Here is a 21,238-nt window from a genome sequence, read left to right on the forward strand (position 1 = left end):
GATAAGATCTTACTTTGCGTAGTCGATGGCGCGGGTCTCGCGGACCATGTTGACCTTGATCTGGCCGGGGTAATCCAGCTCGTTCTCGATCTTCTTGGCGATGTCGCGCGCGAGCAGAACCATTGCATCGTCGGATACCTTGTCCGGGTTGACGATGATGCGGATCTCGCGGCCTGCCTGGATCGCATACGAGCTCGAAACGCCCGGCGTTTCGTTTGCGATGCTTTCCAGCTTTTCCAGACGCTTGATGTAGTTCTCGACGTTCTCGCGGCGTGCGCCCGGACGGGCGGCGGAGATCGCGTCAGCCGCCTGAACCAGGCAGGCAACAACGGTCTTTGCCTCGACGTCGCCGTGATGCGCCTCGATGGCGTGAACGATCGCCGGGGATTCCTTGTACTTCTTGGCAAGGTCTACGCCGATCTGGACATGGCTGCCCTCGACCTCGTGGTCGATCGCCTTGCCGATGTCATGCAGCAGGCCTGCGCGGCGCGCCTGAACCGGGTCGAGACCCAGCTCGCTCGCCATCATGCCGGCGATGTGCGCGACCTCGATGGAGTGCTGAAGGACATTCTGGCCGTAGCTCGTGCGGTAGCGCAGGCGGCCGAGGATCTTGATCAGCTCGGGGTGGATGCCGTGGATGCCGGTCTCGAAGGTAGCGCGTTCGCCCTCGCTCTTGATGATCTGCTCGACCTCGCGGCGGGACTTTTCGACCATTTCCTCGATGCGTGCCGGATGGATGCGTCCGTCCACGATCAGCTTTTCGAGCGCCAGACGCGCAATCTCGCGGCGTACCGGGTCGAACGAGGACAGGGTGATCGCCTCAGGTGTGTCGTCGATGATGAGGTCTACGCCGGTCAGCGTCTCGAGCGTGCGGATATTGCGGCCCTCGCGGCCGATGATGCGGCCCTTCATCTCATCATTGGGCAGCGGAACGACCGAGACGGTCGCCTCGGAAACGTGGTCTGCCGCGCAGCGCTGGATGGCAGTGGAGATGATCTCGCGGGCGGTCTGCTCGCTCTCATCCTTGAGCCGCTGGTTGATCTCGCGGACCTTGACGGCAGCGTCATGCTGCGCCTCGGCCTCGATCGAGTTGACGAGCATTTCGCGTGCTTCATCGCGCGTCATGCTCGCGATCTGTTCGAGCTTTTCTACCTGCTCGTCCTTGATGCGCTGGAGCTCGTTCTCCTTCTTCTGTACGGATTCCAGATGACGGCTCAGCTCTTCGTTCTTGCGGTCGAGGGTGTCGCTCTTCTTGTCGAGCGCTTCCTCGCGCTGAATGAGACGGCGCTCGAGCTGCTGCGTCTCGTTGCGGCGCTCCTTCAGCTCGCGGTCTGCCTCGACGCGCTGACGATGGATCTCGTCCTTCGCCTCGAGCACGGACTCGCGCTTTTTGGTCTCACCGGCCTTGATCGCCTCGTTGATGATGCGGGTCGCCTCGGTTTCAGCATCGCCGATCGCTTTTTCGGCAACGCTCTTGCGATAAAGAAAACCAATGACAACGCCCACAGCGAGACATACGATACCGGTGATGATCGGTATGATGATTTCGGTCATGTTAAGGTGTGTCCTCCTGTTGATAAGATAGGACAGCTCCTGCCTGTCGCAGCGACGTTTTTGATAAATTTATATAAAATACGCTCTCTTCCACACGGTATCGGCTGTACCGGGGGGAACGGGAAGCGCAAGCTTATATTGTTCAGCAAAAATGCCGACCACAGCGGACCGGTGCTGTCGAGAAAATGCGTGTGGTGTCTCCGGACACCGAAACGAGCGTGCACCGCAGTATCAACCTATGCGGACACGCTGCAATAATGCCCCCTGAAAAAAGCTGCACGCTGGCACTGTGCAGCCCGTAGGCGCCGCACCGGACGCCTCCGGCGCAGTGCCATATCATATGAGTATTATTATACATCTAATTGTAAAGCCTGTTCGTCAAACTGTCAAGAAAAACACGGCCTTCCCCCTGCGGATTTTGTCGTTTTTTGAAAACACGGCTCTTCCTGCCTTGAGAATAGCTGTGAAGTCTGCTATAATAATGGCTCAAAGAGCAGTAAAAGTCATCGGCTCCTGCTCCTGCGGAAAGAAAAACTGGTTTTCGGGGGTGCTCCTGTGGCAAAGACGATCAATGACGTATATCTTCAGCTGTTTCATCGGCTGCGCGACGGCGGCGACCCGCAGCCTTCGATGACCGCGCGCGAGCTGACGGCCGTGGCGTGTCATGCCGACCGCGCCCATACCGCCGCCTGGGCGCATTCCTATCTGGACAACGCGACGGTGGACTACGCGAACATCCTGTGCGACCGTGTGCTCGGCGGCGAGCCGCTCGCCTACATCCTCGGCGAATGGGACTTTTACGGACTGACCTTCCGCGTGGACAAGTCCGTGCTCATCCCGCGCGCGGATACGGAAAAGCTGTGCGAGCTGACCATCCAGCAGGCGAAGCCGCGCATTTCCCCGCGTATCCTCGACCTGTGCTGCGGCTCCGGCTGCATCGGCATCGCGGCGGCGCACGAGGTCGAGGACGCGCGCGTGCTCGCGGTCGACCTGTCGGACGGCGCGCTGCGCCTGACGCGCGAGAACGCACACCGGCTCGGCGTGAGCGGCCGTCTGCTCGCCATGAAGGCGGACGCGACCATGCCGCCCCCGGGCGGCGTCGGCCCGTTCGACATCATCGTTTCCAATCCGCCCTACATCACGCGCAGCGAAATGGCGCAGCTCGACCACAGCGTCGCGGATTTCGAGCCGCACGAAGCGCTGTACGGCGGCGTGGACGGTCTGGACTTCTACCGCGCCATCTGCGAAAACTGGGGCGATACCCTCGCCCACGGCGGCATCCTTCTGTTCGAATGCGGCTGGAAGCAGGCTGATGCGGTCGCTGAGATCCTGCAAAAGTACGGTTTCTCCGACGTCTGCATCGAAAAAGATGACGCCGGCGTGCCGCGTATCGTCATCGGCCGCTCACCGCGCGAGGACGACGATCTGACAAAATAACCTCTTAACACTCCCTCACCAGAGGGAGTGTAATTTTTACCATTTTATTTTATCGGACAAATGTTCGATTTTTTCTTGCGTTCCGTTCGGCATCCTGCTATAATGGTCTTATCGAAAACCGAGAGGGGTGCGCGCCCCTGTTTAACCATAGAGGAGGCTAATTTATGGCTACGAAAAAGCAGCTTGAGCCGGTCGCACCGGCAGCGGACAAAAAGAAGGCGCTCGCCGCAGCGCTCAGCCAGATCGAAAAGCAGTTCGGCAAGGGCTCGGTCATGTGTCTGGGCGAAAACACCGGCATGACGGTCGAGCATATCCCGACCGGCTCGATCGGCCTCGATCTCGCGCTCGGCATCGGCGGCCTGCCGCGCGGCCGTATCATCGAGATCTACGGACCCGAGTCCTCCGGCAAGACCACGGTCGCTCTGCACAGCGTGGCAGAGGCGCAGAAACTCGGCGGCACGGCGGCGTTCATCGACGCAGAGCACGCGCTCGACCCGGTCTACGCCAAGGCGCTCGGCGTTGACATCGACAGCCTTCTGGTTTCGCAGCCGGACACCGGCGAGCAGGGCCTCGACATCGCGGAGGCGCTCGTGCGCTCGGGCGCAGTCGACATCGTCGTTATCGACTCGGTCGCGGCGCTGACCCCCCGTGCCGAGATCGAGGGCGAAATGGGCGACTCCTTCGTCGGCCTGCACGCCCGCATGATGAGCCAGGCGATGCGCAAGCTCGCCGGTTCGATCGCAAAGAGCCAGTGCGTCGCGATCTTCATCAACCAGCTGCGCGAAAAGGTCGGCGTCATCTACGGCAACCCGGAGGTCACGACCGGCGGCCGCGCCCTCAAGTTCTACGCCTCGGTCCGCATGGAGGTCCGCCGCATGGAGCACCTCAAAAACGGCACCGAGCTGATCGGCAGCCATACCCGTGTCAAGGTCGTCAAGAACAAGGTCGCGCCCCCCTTCAAGGAGGCCGAGTTCGACATTATGTACGGCGAGGGCATCTCGCGCACGAGCGAGCTGGTCGATCTCGGCGTCAAGTACGGTCTGGTCAACAAGTCGGGCGCCTGGTTCTCGATGGGCGATACCCGTCTGGGTCAGGGCCGCGACGCCGCCAAGCAGTACTTCAAGGAGCATCCGGACATCGCGGACGAGGTACAGCGCGAGATCATGCTCAAGGTCGAGGAGGAGCGCTCCAAAAATTCCGCAGGCGCGGCTGTCAAGCTGTCCGAGAGCGTCGCGACCGCACCGGCAGAGAAGCCTGCCGCACCCAAGCCGTCGTCCGCCAAGGCGGTTTCGATCGACGCAGACGATTTTGACGACCTCGACGACGAAGAATGAGCGAGGATAAATACCGCGCGGCGCTGGACGCCGCCGCAAAGCAGCTCTCCTGCCGTGCGCTGAGCACGAAAATGCTGCGCGGCAAGCTGCTCGCCAAGGGTCACGACGAGGAGGCCACGGATTACGCGCTCGCGTGGCTGACCGAGCGCAGCCTGCTCTCGGACGGGCAGTTCGCGGAGAGCGTCGTGCGCAGCTACGCCCGGCGCGGCTACGGCGCGGTGCGCATCCGTCAGGAGCTTTCCCGGCGCGGCATTTCACGCGAGGACGCGGACGCCGCGATGGAGCTTTTCTCCCCTGCCCTGCCGCAGATGCTTTCCTTGCTCGAAAAGCGGCTGCACGGCGACCTTTCCGACCGGAAGGAGGTCGACAAGGCGGTCGCCGCCCTGCAGCGGCGCGGCTTTTCGTGGAGCGACATCAAAAACGCTCTCGAGGAATACGGCGCATCTCTCGACATCGACGAATAATCTTCACCCCCTCCGCGCACACTTTTGTGCGGAAGGGGTGATTTTTTGCGCAGAAATGCAAGACTTGCTGTGACAGGAGCGCTCGCCGGAGCGGCGAACGGCTTTTTCGGGGCAGGCGGCGGCCTGTTTCTCGTGCCGCTCTTCACGAAATGGTGCGGCATGGAGGAAAAGCAGGCCTTCGCGACCTCGGTCGCGGTGATTTTTCCGCTGTGCGCCCTGTCGGCGGCGGTGTATTATGTCCGGGGCGGCCTGCCGGTTTCGTCCTCGCTCGGCTATCTTCTGGGCGGCGCGGCAGGCGGCGTGCTCGCCGGACGCATCTTCGGGCGGCTGCGCACGCTGTGGCTGCGCCGTGCCTTCGCTCTGCTCATCCTGTACGGCGGCATCCGGGCTGTGCTGCTGCTGTGAGCGCGTTCGTAATCGGTCTGCTGACCGGCGTGCTGAGCGGCTGCGGCATCGGCGGCGGCTCGCTGCTGCTGCTCTGGCTGACGCTCGTGCAGGATATGCCGCAGTTTACCGCCGGGGGCATCAATCTGCTGTATTTCCTCGCCTGCGCCCCGGCCGCGCTCGTCTCTCACCTGAAAAACCATCTCATCGACCGCGGCGCGGTCAAATTCTGCGTGCCGTTCGGCGCGATGACCTCGCTCCTCGCCTCGTTTGCCGCCGCCGGGACGGACACCTCCCTGCTCCGGCGGCTGTTCGGCGTGCTGCTGCTCTATATCGGCGCAAAAGAATTGTTTACAAAACGGAAAAATCCGGGAACCGACCCGAAGCCTTCCTCGTCTAACCGGGTAACAAGAGAAAACCATGGCGGCTCTCCGCCGCGCAACCCGTGAAACGAGGTGTCTGTTATGAAAAAACGACTGTTTCCCCTGCTTCTCGCTCTGCTGTTCACGCTTTCCGCCTGCGGCGGCGCAGGCTCCGGCGATGCTTCGTCTGCCTCGGCGGCGGCCGGAGATATGTCCATGGATACGAACGGCTGGGCGGAGAGCGCCGATACCGCCGACGGCGGCTCTGCGGATTTTTCCGCCGTGCGGCAGAACGCCAAGCTCATCCTGCGCGCCGATCTGACGCTTGAGACGCAGGATTTCGACGCGGCCTCCGCCGATCTGGAAAAGCTGACCGCCGAGACCGGCGGCTACATCGAGTCGAGCAGCCTTTCCGGCGACAAGGGCAGCCGCTCGGCCTACTACACCCTGCGCATTCCGCAGGAAAAATTCGAGACGTTTTACGCGCAGCTCGGCGACCGCGCACACGTGGTCTACTCCTCCCGTTCGAGCGAGGACATCACCGAGCAGTATACCGACATCGAGACCCGGCTCGCCACGCTCCAGACCAAGCACGAGCGTCTGCTCGCCCTGCTCGATCAGGCGGGCAAAATGGAGGACATCATTTCGCTCGAAAACGCGCTCGCGGACTGCGAATATGAGATCGACTCGCTGACCGGCTCCAAGCGCCATTATGACGATCTGGTCGGCTTCTCGACCTTTTCCGTCACGCTCGATGAGGTGCAGACTCTGACCGCCACCCCCGAGGGCAGCGGCTTCGGCGCGCAGCTGACGCAGGCGGCAAAGACGGGCACGCGCGGTCTGGTCGACTCGGTCCGCGCGCTCATTCTCGGCATCGTCATGTTCTGGCCGGTCGTTCTGCTGCTCGCGGCAGGCGGCGGCGCAGCCGTCGTGATTACGAAAAAGCGCCGGAAAAAGCGCGAGGCCGAGTGGGCGGCGCAGGCCGCACAGCCCCTCGTTCCGCCCGAAAAGGACGAGAAGAAATAAGTGAGAAAAATGAAGGCACCGGTTTTTACCGGTGCCTTCGTTTTATTGTTCTGCGTTTTTCGTCTCGTCGAGCAGCTCCTTCGCGTCGATGCCGAACAGCTTCGCCAGCGCGAGCAGATTGGATGTGCTCGGGTCGGACGCGCCGCTTTCCCACTTGGATACCGCCTGCCGGCTCACGCCGATCGACTCCGCGACGAACTCCTGCGTCATTTTGCACGCCGTGCGGTGCTGCTTCAGCACAGCGCCGAGCGTTTTCGCGGTCTCGGCCTTTTCCGCCCGGACGGGCGCGGTGCGCAGATATTTCCGCAGCGCCCGGATCAGCAGCACGAGCACATAGACGGATACGCCCATGACGGCGAGCACCGGAACGATCGTATACAGCGTCATTACCATGGCAATTCCTCCTTTTCTGCGCTCAGTATAATAGAAAAACCCCGGTTGCGCCACCAACTATCGCGCAACCGGAGTAAGAAATCATGATTTCTTTGTTTTCTTCTCGCTCAGCATCAGCCCGCCGAGGGCGAGCGCCGTGCCGACCCACATCACCGGCGTCATGGTCTCGTGCAGGATGAGCGCGGAGGCGATGATGGTGATGACGGGCGAAGCGTAAATGTACACGCTCGTGCGCACCGGACCGAGCAGAAAGACCGCGCGGTTCCATGTCACAAAGCAGGTCGCGGACGCGAGCAGGCCGAGAAACAGCAGGTTCGCCAGATGCACCGGCGTGCCCCATGCCGCGATGCCGGCCGGGAGACCCTCGAAAGCCGTCGGGATGAGCAGGAACAGAAAGCCGTAGCCGAAAATGCGGCAGGTCAGCGGCACGGTCTGGTAGCCCATGTGACCAAGCACACGGATGAGCACCGAGTAAACGCCCCAGACAAGGGCCGCGCCCACGGTCAGTAGCGCGCCGACCGGACTGAAGTGCAGCTCGCTCACACCGGCGAGCGACACGAGCGTGATGCCGGTCATCGCGCAGACAAAGCCGCAGAAAAACCAGATCGACAGCTTTTCCTTGAGAAAGACGGCTGCGATGAGCGCCGTGAACAGCGGCGCCGCCGCCACGATCACGCCCACGAGCGAGGCGGAGATATAGGTCAGCGCGATATTTTCCATGAGAAAATACAGCGTTACACCGGTCAGTCCGGCCGCCGCGAACAGCGCTTCATGCCATTTTTTCTGCGGACGCATCAGACCGCGTCCGACGATGAGCAGCGCGAGAAAGCCGAGCGCAAACCGCGCGATCATGATCTCGATGGGCGAAAAGGTGCGCAGCAACACCTTGGTCGCGACGAACGTCGTGCCCCAGACGAGCACGCTGAATGCACCGAGCAGGTGTCCCTGCAGGCGATGATTGTTCTGTGTATCCTGCATTTCGAATTTCCTTTTTCTTTCGGGTTACTGCGCGGCCTCGTCCGTCTGCGCATCACTGCCGCTCTCGGCAGCATAGACGCGCGTCCAGTTTTCCTGGCCGAAGAATACGCTGTACGGCACAGGCGAGAAGCCGTTGATGAGATTTTTGCGGATGATGACCTGCTCCCGCTCGAACGCGATCGGGATAAACGGCATCTGCTCCGCAAACTGCTTGCAGAGCGCGCTCCGGTCGCCGCTTTTCCGCGCCGCGGCGAGCGTACTCTCCATGTCCGGGTCATGATAGCCGCCGAAATTCAGGCTGCCGCCCTGCGTCAGCAGCGGCCGCAGATCAAAGTCCGGCGTAAGGCGCGTTTCGCCGTAATACAGGTCGAACGAGCCTTCTCTGATGCGCGCGGTAAAGGTTTCGTAGTCTACCGCGTCCACCGTGACGCTCACGCCCTCGACGGCGTTCCACGAGGCGGCGAGCTGCTCGGCGGCGGCAACTTTGAAGGCGTTGTCCGCGTTGACGAGCAGATGCAGCGACAGCACGATCTGCTCCCCGGCCGCGTCGGTCGCGGGCGTGTCCTCGCCGCTCTGCGCCGGCGCAGACGGGTCTTTCACCGGCTCGCCCTCGGCGTTCAGCACGCGGTCGCCTTCCTCGTCGATGTAATAGCCCTCATCGTCGGTCAGCGGCGTGCCGTCCTCCGCGTAATAGATGGTGACGTCCCCGTCTGCCGCGGTCTGCGCGGCACTGTCCTGAGAGGCCGTATCGTCCGCTTTTTTGTCGTCCGTTTCGCTGTGCAGCAGCTCATACGCGCCTGCGGTGTCCGCCTCGGTCGAGAGCGTCACGCCCGAGACCTGCTGCTGCGGATTGACCGGCAGAACGGCCGGGTCCGCGAACGTTTGAAGCTGCGTTTCGCACAGCGCCCGGCGGCCGATGGCTGCGGAGAGCGCCCGGCGCACCTTCGCGTCCTTCAGCTGTTCGTTTGCGTAGTTGATGCCGATATAGTGCAGCGCCGTGCTCGGTGTTTGCAGCGTGTCGACCGCACCGCCGATGACCGTCGTTTCGTCGTCGGCTGCGATGCGCGAGCTGCGCATGACCGACACGTCGCCCGTCCGGAAGCTGGACTCCGCCGCGTCCGCCCGGGTGATGCCGACCAGCTCGATATGGCGGATGGTGCCGAGAAAGCCGCCGTGCCAGTTTTCATTTTTTTCGAGCGTGTACGCACTGCCGTTCTCGACCGGCACATACGGGCCGGTGCCGTCGGCGAAGCTGCCGCTGTCCGCGCTCCCCCTGCGGTAAACCGGAATGTTCAGCAGGCGCGGAAAGTCCGCATTGGGCGAGGAGAGCACGATGCGCACCTTATAGGTGCCCGCCGATTCCAGCGTCGTCACGTCGGCAAGGCGACTGTGATAGGGCGAGGAGGCGTTGTCCATCGCCGCGCGGTAGCTCGCGACCACATCGTCTGCGGTCAGCGTCTGCCCCGACCAGAACTTCACGCCCTGCCTGAGGGTGAAGGTGAAGGTCGTGCCGTCGCCGCTGTAGCCCTCGCACAGCACATTCTGCGGCGTAAAGTCGTCCGTCAGCTCGAACAGACCCTCGTACAGCGCCTCGCGCAGCATGGCGTTGATGCTGTCCGTATCCGTGACCGGGTTGAGCGTGCCGTTTTTGTACCACGCAAGGCCGAAATAGGCGTCCGATACGTCGACCGTATCCTTCGGCCCCTCGTCCTGCTGTCTGCCGGGCAGCGAACAGCCCGACAGCAGGCACAGCCCGGCGAGCGCCGCCGCGAGCGCACGTTTTTTCCAGCTCATACAGCGTTCCCTCACAGGCATATGATGCCGCCCTGCACGCCGCGATGGCCGTGGGTCGCGCGGTGCGACCAGAATTCATCCGCACAGCATTTCGTGCAGATGCCGCTGTCGATGACGTTTTCCGGCGAAAGTCCGGCGTCGGTCAGCAGTCTGACGCCGATGCCCTGCAGGTCTACATGAAACTTGACGCCCTTTTCCGCGATAAACGGATGCACGCGCTCGCCCATCAGGCGCTCCATCGCCTCGGGAACGTCCGCGTCGGTCTCGAAGCACTCCTGACGGATGGACGGGCCGAGCACGGCGATCAGGCTCTCGCGCTTTGCGCCGAGCTTTTCCGCCATGACCTCCACGGTCTTCGGCAGGATGCCTGCCGCCATGCCGCGCCAGCCGGCGTGCGCCACGCCTGCGGTCCGGGTCGCAGGATCGTAGAACAGCGTCACCACGCAGTCCGCATAAAAGCCGCACAGCGGCGTTTCGGGCAGGGCGGTCACGATCGCGTCCGACTCCCACGCCATCGGCTGATGCAGACCCATGCCGGCCTCGCCCTCGGTCACGACCGAGATCTGCGTGTCGTGGATCTGCTTTGTCATGGTGATGCGGCCCTCGTCCATGCCGAGCTGCTCCGCCAGAATGCGGTAGTTTTCCAGCACGTTCTCCCGCTCGTCGCCCCGGTTGAAGCCGAGGTTGAGGCTCTCGCAGTCGCCGCGGCTCACGCCGCCGAACTTGGTGGTAAAGGCATGGCGGACCGGCAGCCGGTCACAGGTATAGTAAACGAACGAGCCGCGCTCGTTGCGGTGCATAGACGGGTGCATGGTTTTCCTCCTTACCATTCGTCCGAACCGTCGTCCGGAATGACTTCCTTCATGGCCGTGATCGCGACCTCGATCATCGAGTCATCCGGCTCGAATACGGTCAGATGCTGGATCATGAGGCCCGGCCAGCGCAGCGCACGCGAAATGACGCTCTCCGAGCGTCCGGCATAGCGGTTGAACTCGTAGCTGATGCCGACGACGAGCGGCAGCAGGATGAGATGCGCGAGCATGCGCAGGAACGGATTGGTGATGTCGATGATCGAAAAGACGATGGACGAAACGATCGTCGCGATGATGATGAGTACGAACATGAAGCTCGTACCGCAGCGCGGATGGAACCTGCCCTGCTTCCGGACGTTCTCCACGGTCAGCTCCTCCCCTGCCTCATAGCAGAAGATGGTCTTGTGCTCCGCGCCGTGGTATTCGAACGTGCGGCGGATGTCCTTCATATGCGACACCGACCACATGAACATCAGAAAGATCGCGATGCGCACGATGCCCTCGAGCACGTTTCGCGCCAGCACGCCCCAGTCCTTCGGAACAAAGCCGCCGAGAAAGCTCGGCAGCAGCAGGAACAGGCCGACCGGCAGCGCGATGCCGATGACCGTGGACAGGCCGAGGATCATCCTGTTCAGCTTTTCCGAGCCAAACTTTGCCTCGAGCCACTTTTCGAATTTAGACGGCTCCTCATCGATGCTCTCATCGTCGAAAAACTCCGCCGAATAGTTGATGGCCACGATGCCGTCCTTCATGGCGGTGAACAGCGTGTACGCGCCGCGCAGGATGGGCAGGCGCCAGAACGCCGGCTGATGATGCGCGGGCTCGGTCTTGGTGACCAGCTCGCCGCCCGGCTTGCGCACGACGGTGCAGGTCTTTTTCGGCCCCTTCATGACGATGCCCTCGATGATGGCCTGACCGCCGATGGTTGTTTTCTTGGTTGACATATGGTTCTCCTTCTTAAGTGCGGTTACGGCTCTTCCTCGGTCCTGGACGGTGCGCCGGTGATGCCGAGCGCCTCCTCCGCCTTCGCTGACGGCAGCGTGACCGTCACGGTCGTTCCCTCGCCGACAGCGGACGCGATGTCGAGCGTGCCGCCGTGCAGCACGACGATCTCCTCGGTCACGGCAAGGCCGATGCCGCTGCCGCGCTGTTTGGACGAGCCTTTATAGAATTTCTCCTTGACGAACGGCAGCTCGGCTTCGGGAATGCCCTGACCGTAGTCGCGCACGGTCGCGACGAGATTTCCCCCGTCGCGCACCAGACGGATGTCGATGCGCTTGCCGTCGCCGCCGTACTTCGCGGCGTTGTCCAGAATGTTGAGGAATACCTGCTTCATGCGGTGGCGGTCGCCGTTGACGAAGTAGTTCGCCTCGACATCCTCATCGTAGTTCAGCCGGATGCCGCTCTTCTGGAGTAGGTTTTCATACATGTATACCGCCTCATACAGCTCGATCGACAGGTCGAAGTTCTCGACCTCGAGCTTCATGCGGCCCGATTCGATGCGCGCGAAGTCCAAAAGCTCCTCGACCATGCGCGTCAGACGGCCCGCCTCCTTCTGGATGATGGTCAGGCCCTGCATGACCTCCTCGGGGTCCTCGCCGCCGCCCGCGAGCAGCGTTTCGCTCCAGCCGCCGATGGCGGTCAGCGGCGTGCGCAGCTCGTGCGAGACCGAGGAAATGAAGTCGTTCTTCATGCGCTCGGCGCGGTTGATCTCGTCGGACATATAGTTGATCGTGTCGCACAGCTCGCCGATCTCGTCGTCATAGGTCTTTTGCAGGCGCACGCCGTAGCGTCCTGCCGCGATCTCCTTGGCGATGTTGTTGATCTTGAGCACCGGGTCTACGATCGACCGGATAAAGTAGCTGTTGGACGCGACGACGAAGATCAGGAACACCAGACACGCGAGCAGCGACACGCCGATGATGATCCAGATCTGGCGCTCGACCACACGCAGCGAGCTGATGAAGCGCACGCCGCCGACCAAATCGCCGCGCGAGGACAGCAGCGGCGCGGTGACGCTCATCACGCGCTCGTCAGAGAGCGGATCGCGTCCGGTGAACACCGAGGTCTTCTGCGTGGCGAGCGCCTGCGTGGCGTCCTCTGTGGACGCCAGACCGCCGCCGGACAGACCGGATGTCGAGAGCAGAATACGCCCGTTCGCGTCGAGAAACTGCTGCTCGAGCTTGTCCTGCTCGCTGAACGTCGTCACAGTGGACTCCGCCTGCGTGTAGAACTGATCATAGGTATCGGTGAAGTATTTGCGGAAGGTGTCCGAGGCCGTGACCGCGCGCGAGACCAGATTGTCGCGCACGGTGGCGTAGTAATAGCCCGACACGCCGACCGAGATCAAAATCATCACGGCCGCCAGAATGACAAGCACGAATGAGAGCGAGTTCATCATCCAGCGTCCGCGGATACCGCCCGGCGAGTGCAGCACTTTTGGTGTTTCCGACTGCGGCCGCGGTGCGGATTGTTTACTTTTTTTGCGATCTGTCATAAAGAAAATGACCTTTCCTGTTTTCTCCGAAAACAACTGCGGAATAATCGAAAAGGCAGCGTCAGCGCCTTTTCGCGGCGCACCGCAGTGCGCCGATGCAAATCCCCAAAGAAGTCCGGCTCTGCCGGACTTCTTTCCCGCTGCCCGCGCCGTGGCGGCGCGGCCGTCCCTGCCGTGCAGGGGCGAGGGGGTTATCGTTCCCGGTTTCTGCGGAACCGGGAACGTATCTAAGGGGGACAGCGTCCCCCTTAGAAAGCGCCAGCGCTTTATCCTTCCCACATATACCCGTATCCGCGCACGGTAACGATATGGCTCGGCTCGGCCGGGTCATCCTCGATCTTGATGCGCAGGCGGCGGATGTTGACGTCTACGATCTTCAGCTCGCCCACATAGTGATGGCCCCACACCATCTCCAGCAGCTCGTCGCGCGAAAGCGCCTTGCCGATGTTCTGCATGAACGCCTTGAGCAGACCGTACTCGATCTGCGTCAGCTCGATCTTGCGTCCGTTCTTGAGCACCTCGCGCGCGCGCAGGTTGAGCTTGAACGGGCCGGACTTGATGACGTTCTCCTCCGAGAACGGCGAGCCGGATACGCGGCGGTACAGCGCGTCCACGCGCGCGACCAGCTCGATGCTCGAAAACGGCTTGGTCACATAGTCGTCCGCGCCGTTCATCAGACCGTTTACCTTGTCCGCCTCCTGCGTGCGCGCGGTCAGCATGATCACGCCGGCCTGATAGCCCTCTGCACGCATCGTGCGGCAGACCTCGTAGCCGTCGATGCCCGGCAGCATAACGTCGAGTATCGCGACCGCGATATCCGGATTTTCATGATATTTTTCGAGCGCCTGCTCGCCGGTTTCAGCCTCGATGACCTCGTAGCCGCCCCGTTTCATATTCAGCACCAGAAAGGAGCGGATGCTTTCTTCATCCTCCAGAACCAGTACCTTACGTTTCATAGATGCCATCCTCCTTTTATCTTCAGTTGTTCCATGCCTGCTTGACGATCGAGAAGCGCGAGCTGATCTCCTCCGCGCCGATCTTCAGCGTGCCGCTCTGCGCGCCCTCCGGGATCTTCGCGAAATAGACCGCCTGCGATGTCTGGCCAAGCTGGATGAGGTCGGTCCGGCCCGCGTAATACTCGCGCGAGGAACCCGTGACGCAGTAGATATTGAACAGCGGAATCGAGTTCTGCCCCGCTCCGCGGTATTCGTAGAACGAAACCATACTCAGGCCGCCGTCCGTGGACTTGACCGCCGTGATGCGGTCGTGCCAGCTCCGGTCGATGCGCAGACTCCACGCATCCGAGATGCACTGATAAGTCGTGCTGACCTGTACGGGCGTTGTGCCCAGACCGTAGGCGTACCAGTCGAGCATATACAGCGCGTCGTGCGCCGCCGCGTCCTTGTAGCCCGCCATGAGCACCGCGCGCGGCAGCTCGATCACGCCGTCGCTGTTGATGTCGGCCGCATAGACCTGCACGGGACGGTAGGTGCTGCGGCTCGCGATGTCCTCGCCGTCGAGCGCAAGATTGACCAGCATTCCGTCGCTGTAGACGAAGATATCGGTCGTCAGGCCGATGCCGGAGGCCATTTTCTCTTCCGCGAACACCGCCGGCAGGCCGTCGGTGATATGTCCGGCCTCCATGCGCTCGACCGATGCGATGCCGGCGCTCATCGCCGCCTCACCGGCCAGGTTCATGCGGCCGTTCTTATAGCGGTACAGCCGCGCGGCGCGCTTTCCGGAGGCGCCGGTCAGCAGCAGCAGATCCTTCGCGCCGTCGCCGTCCATGTCGGTCAGCTCAAGCGCACTGTAATCGGTCTCGAGCAGCACGCGCGGCGCGCAGCTGTCGTCAAAGTCGCACATCGTCAGCGCGCCCGTTCCGTTGCCGGCCAGCTGCCATGTGACCACGATGCCGCGGCCGCCGTCCGGAGTGATGGTCGGATATTCGACCGACTGGATCGCGGCTCCCTTGGCCTCGATCGAGCCGGTGCACCGATAGTCATCCCCGTTTTTCTTGTAGATATATACCTTGAAGTCGTTGCTCGTCGCCGAGGTCGCGCCGCGGAAGAACACTATGGCCTCCTCCGCGCCGTCACCGTCCAGATCGACGAGCTGTACGGACGAACGGTTCTCCCCTGTGGTCGGGGTGGTATAGGAAACACCCGATGCCAGAAGCTCTTCGAGCTTGGTCTGCAGCGTCTGATAATTGCCGGGCGGCTTGGGCGCCGCCAGCAGCTCGTCGCCGGACGGCATCGTGCAGCCTGCAAGCAGCAGAAGGCTCATCAGCACGGGCAGTATACGAACAGATTTCATTGCTTGCTCCCAGTCCTTGTTCGGAAGTCCAAATTCGCGCGTGGAAACGCGCGCGTTCTGTCGATCGCACAGGCACTCCCCTTGCGGATGCCTATACAGATTAAGTATAGCACAAATTCCACATATCCGGTATTCCTTTTTCCCGATTTTTTGATTACAGTACAGAAAAAGCGCTCTGCAAATTGACAAAAGAGGACGGAGCGGTTATACTGAGACCATGCCGCCGAGCGCCGGAGCGCGTTTTGCGCGGCCTTCGATTTTTTCTGCGGGTATGGCGGAATGGCAGACGCGCCAGATTTAGGTTCTGGTGTCTCAGACGTGCAGGTTCAAGTCCTGTTACCCGCACCATCATCACACACACACGAGGTTTTACTTATGTCTCAGAACAGCATTCTTCTGGAAAAGTCGCTGCATTTTTCCGTCCGCATCGTAAAGCTGCACCGCCTGCTGCACCGGCACGAGGACGACCTGTCCGCCGAGCTGCTGAAGCACGCAGCGGCGATCGGCTCCGCAGTATCATGCGCGGATTGCGCCCTCAGCCGACGGGTCCTTGCTGAGAGCCTGAACGAGGCGCTGCGCGAAACGGCGCAGACCGAATACTGGCTGCGGCTGCTGACGCTGACCGACGATGTTGACGTCCGCACAGGCGCTTCCCTGCTGAGCGACTGCACCGAGCTGCGCCGCCTGCTGACCGCCGCGGCAAGCGCTGCAAACTAAGCTGAAATTCGTCTGAAAAACACGCCAAAGGCGTGTTTTTCTTTTTTTCTGCGCACAGCTTGCAAATATTTCGGGAACGCGATATAATGAGCGCAAATGAGGTGGTTAAATGGCAAAGCGCATCATCTGCATCGGCGACTCCAACACATATGGCTATGACCCTGCCGCCTTTGGCGGCGCGCGCTATCCCGAGGGCGTGCGGTGGACATCACGGCTCGGAAGCGCGTGGGACATCCGGAATCTCGGCGAGAACGGCCGGGAAATCCCGTCGAGCAGCTTCGCCGTGCGCGTCCTGCTCAGCCAGGTCCGCTCCCGGCTGCCGGCAGACGGGCTCTGTCTGATGCTCGGCACGAACGACCTGCTCTGCGGCGCCTCCCCTGCCGAGGCTGCCGAACGGATGCGCATCTTTATCAGCGATCTTCTGGTCTGCGGTCTGCCGTTGCTGCTCGTCGCGCCGCCGCTTATGCAGAGCGGAACATGGGTTGAGAGCGACGCGCTCATCCGCAGTTCCGGACAGCTCGCCCCGCTCTACCGCGATCTCGCCGCGCTCTGCGGCGTGTCGTTCTGTGACGCCTCCGGCTGGGACATTCCGGTCGTGTTCGACGGCGTCCACTTTTCCGAACAGGGCCACCGCCGCTTTGCCGAGCAGCTCGAGCCGGTTTTCGCGCAGATGTTTCTGTGAACTTCACCTGCAAAAAAGCACCGCAGTCATAGACTGCGGTGCTTTCCTTATATCTGCATATTCGCTTTTACTTTGCGAGCTTGCTCTGTGCCTTCTGCTCGAAGCGCTCCTTGGCAACAATAGCGCGCTGATGCGTGCCCTCGCCGATCAGACCTGCCTCGTCGTAGGCTGCGACCTTGAAGGTCAGAATTTTGCCGTTCGGCGCGATCTCGGTCAGCTCGGTCTCGATACGGACCTCCATGCCCTCCGGCGTTGCGGCAACATGGCTTACGTTTACCAGCGTGCCGACCGTGGTCTTGCCCTCCTCGAGCTCACCGGCAACACTGCCTGCGGCGGTGTTCTCGATGGCTGCGATCATCATCGGGGTGGCAAATACGGATACCAGACCGCTGCCGACATTGCACGCCAGCTGCTCCTTGGTTACGGTGAACTTCTTCTCGCCCTTGATACCAGTGTTCATTGTTCTGCTCCTGTCTTTCAAAAAACGGAAATTACTTCTTGTTCTTGCGCAGCTCGGTCATGCCGCCCATGTACGGCTGGAGCGGCTTCGGGATAGCGACCGAGCCGTCCTCACGCAGATTGTTCTCGAGGAACGCGATCAGCATGCGCGGAGGTGCTACGACCGTGTTGTTCAGAGTGTGCGCGAAGTACAGCTCCTTCGGGTTCTCCTTGCTGCGGATACGGATGCCCAGACGGCGCGCCTGTGCGTCGCCGAGGTTAGAGCAGGAGCCGACCTCGAAGTACTTCTTCTGGCGCGGAGACCATGCCTCTACGTCGCAGGACTTGACCTTCAGGTCAGCCAGGTCGCCGGAGCAGCACTCCAGCGTGCGTACCGGAATATCGAGCGAACGGAAGAAATCGACCGTGTTCTGCCACAGCTTCTCGTACCATGCCTTGCTGTCCTCCGGCTTGCAGACGACGACCATTTCCTGCTTCTCGAACTGGTGGATGCGGTAAACGCCGCGCTCCTCGATGCCGTGCGCACCGACTTCCTTGCGGAAGCACGGAGAGTAGCTGGTGAGGGTCTGCGGGAGGGTCTCCTCGTCGTTGATGGTGTCGATGAACTTGCCGATCATGGAGTGCTCGGAGGTGCCGATCAGGTACAGATCCTCGCCCTCGATCTTGTACATCATGTTCTCCATTTCCTTGAAGGACATAACGCCCTTTACTACATCACCGTGGATCATGAACGGCGGAATGTAGTAGGTGAAGCCGCGGTCGATCATGAAGTCGCGCGCGTAGGACAGGATGGAGGAGTGCAGACGGGCAATGTCGCCCTTGAGGTAGTAGAAGCCGTTGCCGGAGGTGCGGCGAGCAGCGTCGAGATCGATGCCGTCGAAGGACTCCATGATGTCAACATGATACGGAACCTCGAAATCCGGAACGACCGGCTCGCCGAAGCGCTCGTTCTCGACGTTCTCGGAGTCGTCCTTGCCGATCGGGACAGACGGGTCGATGATGTTCGGGATGACCATCATGCGGTTCTTGACTTCCTCAGCAAAGACCTTCTCGTCCTCTTCGAGCTTGGTCATCTCGTCGGCCATCGCCTTGACCTCTGCCTTGACCTTCTCGGCCTCGTCCTTCTGGCCCTTGGCCATCAGACCGCCGATCTCCTTGGACTTCTTGTTGCGCTGAGCGCGCAGCTCGTCGCAGCGAGTCTTTGCAGCGCGGTACTTCGCGTCGAACTCGATGACCTCATCGACCATCGGGATTTTCTCGTCCTGGAACTTCTTTTTGATGTTTTCCTTGACTGCGTCCGGGTTTGCTCGGACAAATTTGATATCCAGCATTTTTATTTCTCCTTATTGATTATTGACATTGTTATCTTCGCTCTGCGCGGCGCTGTCTGCGAGCGCGAGCAGCTTCTGATAGACTGCGTAGTCGTTCGCCTCAAGCACGCCGCCGTCCTCGCGGAGCTTGAGCTTATCCTCGGAAAAGGCGTCTCTAATGCCCTCGAGCAGGTAATTCAGCTGCTCCATGTCATCGTCAATGACGGCCTGCTCCGCCGCTACCAGCATTTCGAGCATCTGCTCGCGGTCGCGCAGATTCTGCGTCGCGCCGACCACATCGGTCTTTGCCTGCTCGGTGCCGAGCGTGCTGCGCACGCTCTCGAGCGCGCTGCTCTGCAAATCAAACTGCTGCTGCAGATCTGCGACCTTCTGAGTCGCGCCCTGCGCAACCGTCTGCTGCTCGTTCAGCTGTGAGCTGAGGTTTTCGACCTGTCTGTCCGCACGCGCCTGCGCAACATAGCTGATGAGGATGAGTGCGATCGCCACCGAGAACAGACCGACGATATAAAACGTCAGCGTCGTGCGGCTGAGTTTTTTCTCCGGTTTTGCCTGTTCGGGGGCGTTGTTTTTCTGTTCGTTCATGTGCTGCCTCCTTATACGCGCAGGGCGCGCAGCGCTTCGGTCAGGCGTTCCAGATCGTCCGCGCCGTAATATTCAAGGGTCAGCTGACCGCTGTTTTTGCCCTGCTGAATGCAGATCTTACGGCCGAGGACGCTTTCCAGCTCCTTCTCCAGCGCCGCGATATAATCCACGGAAAAGTCGCTTTCCTGCGGCTTTGGCTCCGCAGGCTTTTTGTTCATGCGCTTGGCGAGCGCCTCTGCCTGACGAACGGTCATGCCGGCCATCTGCTTTGCGGCCTCGACGCGCTTGTCCTCCTCCGCGACGGCGAGCACCGCACGCGCATGGCCGCCGGAGAGTTCTCCCCTGCTGACCATGGTCCGGACCTCGCCGGGCAGCTGAAGCAGACGCAGCGCATTGGCGACCGCCGGGCGCGACTTGACGACGCGCTGCGCGACCTGCTCCTGCGTCAGGCCATAGTCGCGCATCAGCTGCTCATAGCCCTCCGCTTCCTCGATCGGGTTGAGGTCCTGTCTCTGAAGATTTTCGATGAGGGCGAGCTCCATGACCTCGCTCTCGCTCGCCTCGATGACCATCGCCGGGATTTCATCCAGACCGGCCTGCCGCGCGGCACGCCATCTTCTCTCGCCTGCGATGATCTGATAATAGCCTTCCTTTTTGCCCGCGCGCACCGTGATCGGCGTGATGACGCCGTGCAGACGGATGCTTTCCGCAAGCTCGTCGAGCGCCTCCTGCGCGAATACCTTCCTCGGCTGGCCGGGGTTCGGTTCGATGCGGCTGACCGCGATCTTGCTGACGCTGTCCGCCGAGGTCTCCGTTTTCAGATCAACGACCGTCGTATCTCCGAACAGGTTGGACAGGCCGCCGCCCAGTCCCTTTTTACCGGATGCCATCAGCCCTTCCCCTTTCCGTTTTTCGCAAGGATTTCATCCGCGAGCGACAGATACGCTTCTGCGCCGCGGCACATGCGGTCGTACTCGGTGATCGGCTTGCCGTGGCTCGGCGCCTCGCTCAGACGAACGTTGCGCGGAACGACCGACGAGAATACCTCGCCCGGGAAGTGCTTTTTGACCTCCTCGACCACCTGAATGGACAGGTTGGTTCGACCGTCGAACATGGTCAGCAGCACGCCCTCGAGCGACAGCTTCGGGTTCATGTTTTTCTTGACCATGCGCACGGTCGTCATCAGCTGGCTCAGTCCCTCGAGCGCGTAATACTCACACTGGAGCGGAACCAGAAAGCTGTCCGCTGCGCACAGGCAGTTGAGCGTCAGCAGGCCGAGCGACGGCGGGCAGTCGATGAACACATAATCGTATTCGTCCTTGACCTTGTCGAGCACGAGCTTGAGCCGCGCCTCGCGGTGATCCATTGCGATCAGATCGAGCTCTGCGCCCGCAAGATTGACGTTTGCGCCGATGATATCGACCCATTTGGTCTGGACGATACCCGATTTCGTATCCGGGTCCTCGGATACAATCAGATCATAGACCGATGTTTCGAGAGAACGCGGATCGACGCCGAAGCCTGAGGTCGCATTGCCCTGCGGGTCAAAGTCGCACAGCAGAACGCGTTTTCCGCGCTCGGACAGTGCCGCTGCGAGGTTGATCGCAGTCGTTGTTTTTCCCACGCCGCCCTTCTGGTTAGCGAACGCGATAATTTTACCCATAGTGCTTTCCTCTTTATTCGTGTTTTTTCCTATGCTCCTTATTATAGCACATGCTTAAAAGAAAACAAAGGCACTATCCCAAAATTTTTGCCTGCACGTTTCCTTCTGCGGAAAATGTTTCATGTGAAACATGAGTTTGCCTGCGTGTACGTTGTTTCACGTGGAACATAGACCGCCCGGGAAAGGTTTCACGTGAAACAGTCCCTCTCTGTTTCGCGCCGATGTTTCACGTGGAACAATTTCGTCATTTGTTCCATGCCTTTGTTTCACATGAAACAAAGGTGCCATCCCTTCGGATGGCACCTCAGTCTGTCGATAAAGTCTGTTTTCACGCCAAAACAGCAGTCGCGCGGCAGCGCGCATTCAAAAGCGTTTGCTGCGCAAACGCATGAAAACCGGGGGCGTGTACCTCGGTTTTCATACTTTAAGAGGGAGAAAGTTTCCGTATGGGAACTT

Annotated in this window: 22 protein-coding genes and 1 tRNA gene; 9 read left to right on the forward strand and 14 right to left on the reverse strand. The window is 61.0% G+C overall.

Annotation, left to right across the window (positions count from 1 at the left end):
• Positions 1–9: 9 nt before the first annotated feature.
• Positions 10–1,554 carry a ribonuclease Y gene (rny, locus tag H8S02_RS09160; protein ID WP_118686135.1) on the reverse strand — a complete coding sequence of 515 codons (1,545 nt, stop codon included), beginning with the start codon at positions 1,552–1,554 and terminating at the stop codon, positions 10–12.
• Positions 1,555–2,109: 555 nt separating this feature from the next.
• Here rny and prmC point away from each other — a divergent pair.
• The 6 genes from prmC to H8S02_RS09185 all read left to right on the forward strand — a co-directional run bounded on the left by prmC (position 2,110) and on the right by H8S02_RS09185 (position 6,561).
• Complete coding sequence (gene prmC / locus H8S02_RS09165; RefSeq protein ID WP_186970271.1) at positions 2,110–2,991, forward strand: peptide chain release factor N(5)-glutamine methyltransferase; 882 nt, start codon at positions 2,110–2,112, stop codon at positions 2,989–2,991.
• Between the two features lie 164 nt (positions 2,992–3,155).
• A complete protein-coding gene (gene recA, locus H8S02_RS09170) occupies positions 3,156–4,325 on the forward strand; it encodes a recombinase RecA (RefSeq protein ID WP_186970272.1) in 1,170 nt (389 codons plus the stop codon).
• A complete protein-coding gene (locus H8S02_RS09175; RefSeq protein ID WP_186970273.1) occupies positions 4,322–4,789 on the forward strand; it encodes a regulatory protein RecX in 468 nt (155 codons plus the stop codon). Before recA ends, H8S02_RS09175 begins: the two co-directional genes overlap by 4 nt.
• A gap of 45 nt (positions 4,790–4,834) precedes the next feature.
• Positions 4,835–5,194 carry a TSUP family transporter gene (locus H8S02_RS12600; protein WP_243023539.1) on the forward strand — a complete coding sequence of 120 codons (360 nt, stop codon included), beginning with the start codon at positions 4,835–4,837 and terminating at the stop codon, positions 5,192–5,194.
• Positions 5,191–5,622, forward strand: a complete 432-nt coding sequence (locus tag H8S02_RS09180) for a sulfite exporter TauE/SafE family protein (protein WP_407926401.1) — start codon at positions 5,191–5,193, stop codon at positions 5,620–5,622. The genes H8S02_RS12600 and H8S02_RS09180 overlap by 4 nt, the downstream gene beginning before the upstream one ends.
• Before the next feature lie 15 nt (positions 5,623–5,637).
• Complete coding sequence (locus H8S02_RS09185) at positions 5,638–6,561, forward strand: DUF4349 domain-containing protein (RefSeq protein WP_186970275.1); 924 nt, start codon at positions 5,638–5,640, stop codon at positions 6,559–6,561.
• 42 nt (positions 6,562–6,603) lie between these two features.
• Here the strand turns inward: H8S02_RS09185 and H8S02_RS09190 are convergent, their stop codons facing one another.
• The 8 genes from H8S02_RS09190 to H8S02_RS09225 form a co-directional block, all read right to left on the reverse strand.
• Complete coding sequence (locus tag H8S02_RS09190) at positions 6,604–6,954, reverse strand: helix-turn-helix domain-containing protein (RefSeq protein ID WP_186970276.1); 351 nt, start codon at positions 6,952–6,954, stop codon at positions 6,604–6,606.
• 81 nt (positions 6,955–7,035) lie between these two features.
• Complete coding sequence (locus tag H8S02_RS09195) at positions 7,036–7,932, reverse strand: DMT family transporter (RefSeq protein ID WP_186970277.1); 897 nt, start codon at positions 7,930–7,932, stop codon at positions 7,036–7,038.
• Positions 7,933–7,956: 24 nt separating this feature from the next.
• Positions 7,957–9,726: an ABC transporter substrate-binding protein gene (locus H8S02_RS09200; RefSeq protein ID WP_186970278.1), complete on the reverse strand. Its 1,770-nt coding sequence runs from the start codon at positions 9,724–9,726 to the stop codon at positions 7,957–7,959.
• Positions 9,727–9,737: 11 nt separating this feature from the next.
• Positions 9,738–10,538 (reverse strand): peptidoglycan editing factor PgeF, encoded by an 801-nt coding sequence (gene pgeF, locus H8S02_RS09205; RefSeq protein WP_186970279.1) that lies wholly within the window; start codon positions 10,536–10,538, stop codon positions 9,738–9,740.
• Positions 10,539–10,549: 11 nt separating this feature from the next.
• Positions 10,550–11,482, reverse strand: a complete 933-nt coding sequence (locus H8S02_RS09210; RefSeq protein WP_186970280.1) for a DUF1385 domain-containing protein — start codon at positions 11,480–11,482, stop codon at positions 10,550–10,552.
• A 23-nt stretch (positions 11,483–11,505) separates the two neighbouring features.
• A complete protein-coding gene (locus H8S02_RS09215) occupies positions 11,506–13,035 on the reverse strand; it encodes a sensor histidine kinase (RefSeq protein WP_186970281.1) in 1,530 nt (509 codons plus the stop codon).
• A 266-nt stretch (positions 13,036–13,301) separates the two neighbouring features.
• Positions 13,302–13,991, reverse strand: coding sequence for a response regulator transcription factor (locus H8S02_RS09220; RefSeq protein WP_186970282.1), 690 nt, complete (start codon positions 13,989–13,991; stop codon positions 13,302–13,304).
• 22 nt (positions 13,992–14,013) lie between these two features.
• Positions 14,014–15,348, reverse strand: coding sequence for a hypothetical protein (locus H8S02_RS09225; RefSeq protein ID WP_186970283.1), 1,335 nt, complete (start codon positions 15,346–15,348; stop codon positions 14,014–14,016).
• A gap of 265 nt (positions 15,349–15,613) precedes the next feature.
• Between H8S02_RS09225 and H8S02_RS09230 the strand changes: the two genes are divergently transcribed.
• From H8S02_RS09230 to H8S02_RS09240, 3 genes are all read left to right on the forward strand, one after another.
• Positions 15,614–15,696: transfer RNA gene (locus H8S02_RS09230), tRNA-Leu, on the forward strand.
• A 27-nt stretch (positions 15,697–15,723) separates the two neighbouring features.
• Positions 15,724–16,065 carry a four helix bundle protein gene (locus tag H8S02_RS09235; RefSeq protein ID WP_186970284.1) on the forward strand — a complete coding sequence of 114 codons (342 nt, stop codon included), beginning with the start codon at positions 15,724–15,726 and terminating at the stop codon, positions 16,063–16,065.
• A gap of 109 nt (positions 16,066–16,174) precedes the next feature.
• Positions 16,175–16,747, forward strand: a complete 573-nt coding sequence (locus H8S02_RS09240) for a GDSL-type esterase/lipase family protein (protein WP_186970285.1) — start codon at positions 16,175–16,177, stop codon at positions 16,745–16,747.
• Positions 16,748–16,814: 67 nt separating this feature from the next.
• Here the strand turns inward: H8S02_RS09240 and H8S02_RS09245 are convergent, their stop codons facing one another.
• Genes H8S02_RS09245 through H8S02_RS09265 form a run of 5 tightly spaced genes read right to left on the reverse strand, consistent with a single transcriptional unit; the run spans position 16,815 to position 20,782 of the window.
• The gene (locus tag H8S02_RS09245; protein WP_186970286.1) at positions 16,815–17,207 is read right to left on the reverse strand and encodes a thioesterase family protein; all 393 of its coding nucleotides are present in this window, start codon (positions 17,205–17,207) and stop codon (positions 16,815–16,817) included.
• Positions 17,208–17,238: 31 nt separating this feature from the next.
• Complete coding sequence (gene serS / locus H8S02_RS09250; RefSeq protein ID WP_186970287.1) at positions 17,239–18,537, reverse strand: serine--tRNA ligase; 1,299 nt, start codon at positions 18,535–18,537, stop codon at positions 17,239–17,241.
• 12 nt (positions 18,538–18,549) lie between these two features.
• Positions 18,550–19,119, reverse strand: coding sequence for a hypothetical protein (locus H8S02_RS09255; protein WP_186970288.1), 570 nt, complete (start codon positions 19,117–19,119; stop codon positions 18,550–18,552).
• A gap of 11 nt (positions 19,120–19,130) precedes the next feature.
• Positions 19,131–20,009 carry a ParB/RepB/Spo0J family partition protein gene (locus H8S02_RS09260; RefSeq protein WP_186970289.1) on the reverse strand — a complete coding sequence of 293 codons (879 nt, stop codon included), beginning with the start codon at positions 20,007–20,009 and terminating at the stop codon, positions 19,131–19,133.
• Positions 20,009–20,782 carry a ParA family protein gene (locus H8S02_RS09265; RefSeq protein ID WP_186970290.1) on the reverse strand — a complete coding sequence of 258 codons (774 nt, stop codon included), beginning with the start codon at positions 20,780–20,782 and terminating at the stop codon, positions 20,009–20,011. Before H8S02_RS09265 ends, H8S02_RS09260 begins: the two co-directional genes overlap by 1 nt.
• Positions 20,783–21,238 lie beyond the last annotated feature (456 nt).

Source organism: Agathobaculum hominis (assembly GCF_014288055.1).
GTDB classification, from domain to species: Bacteria; Bacillota; Clostridia; order Oscillospirales; family Butyricicoccaceae; genus Agathobaculum; species Agathobaculum hominis.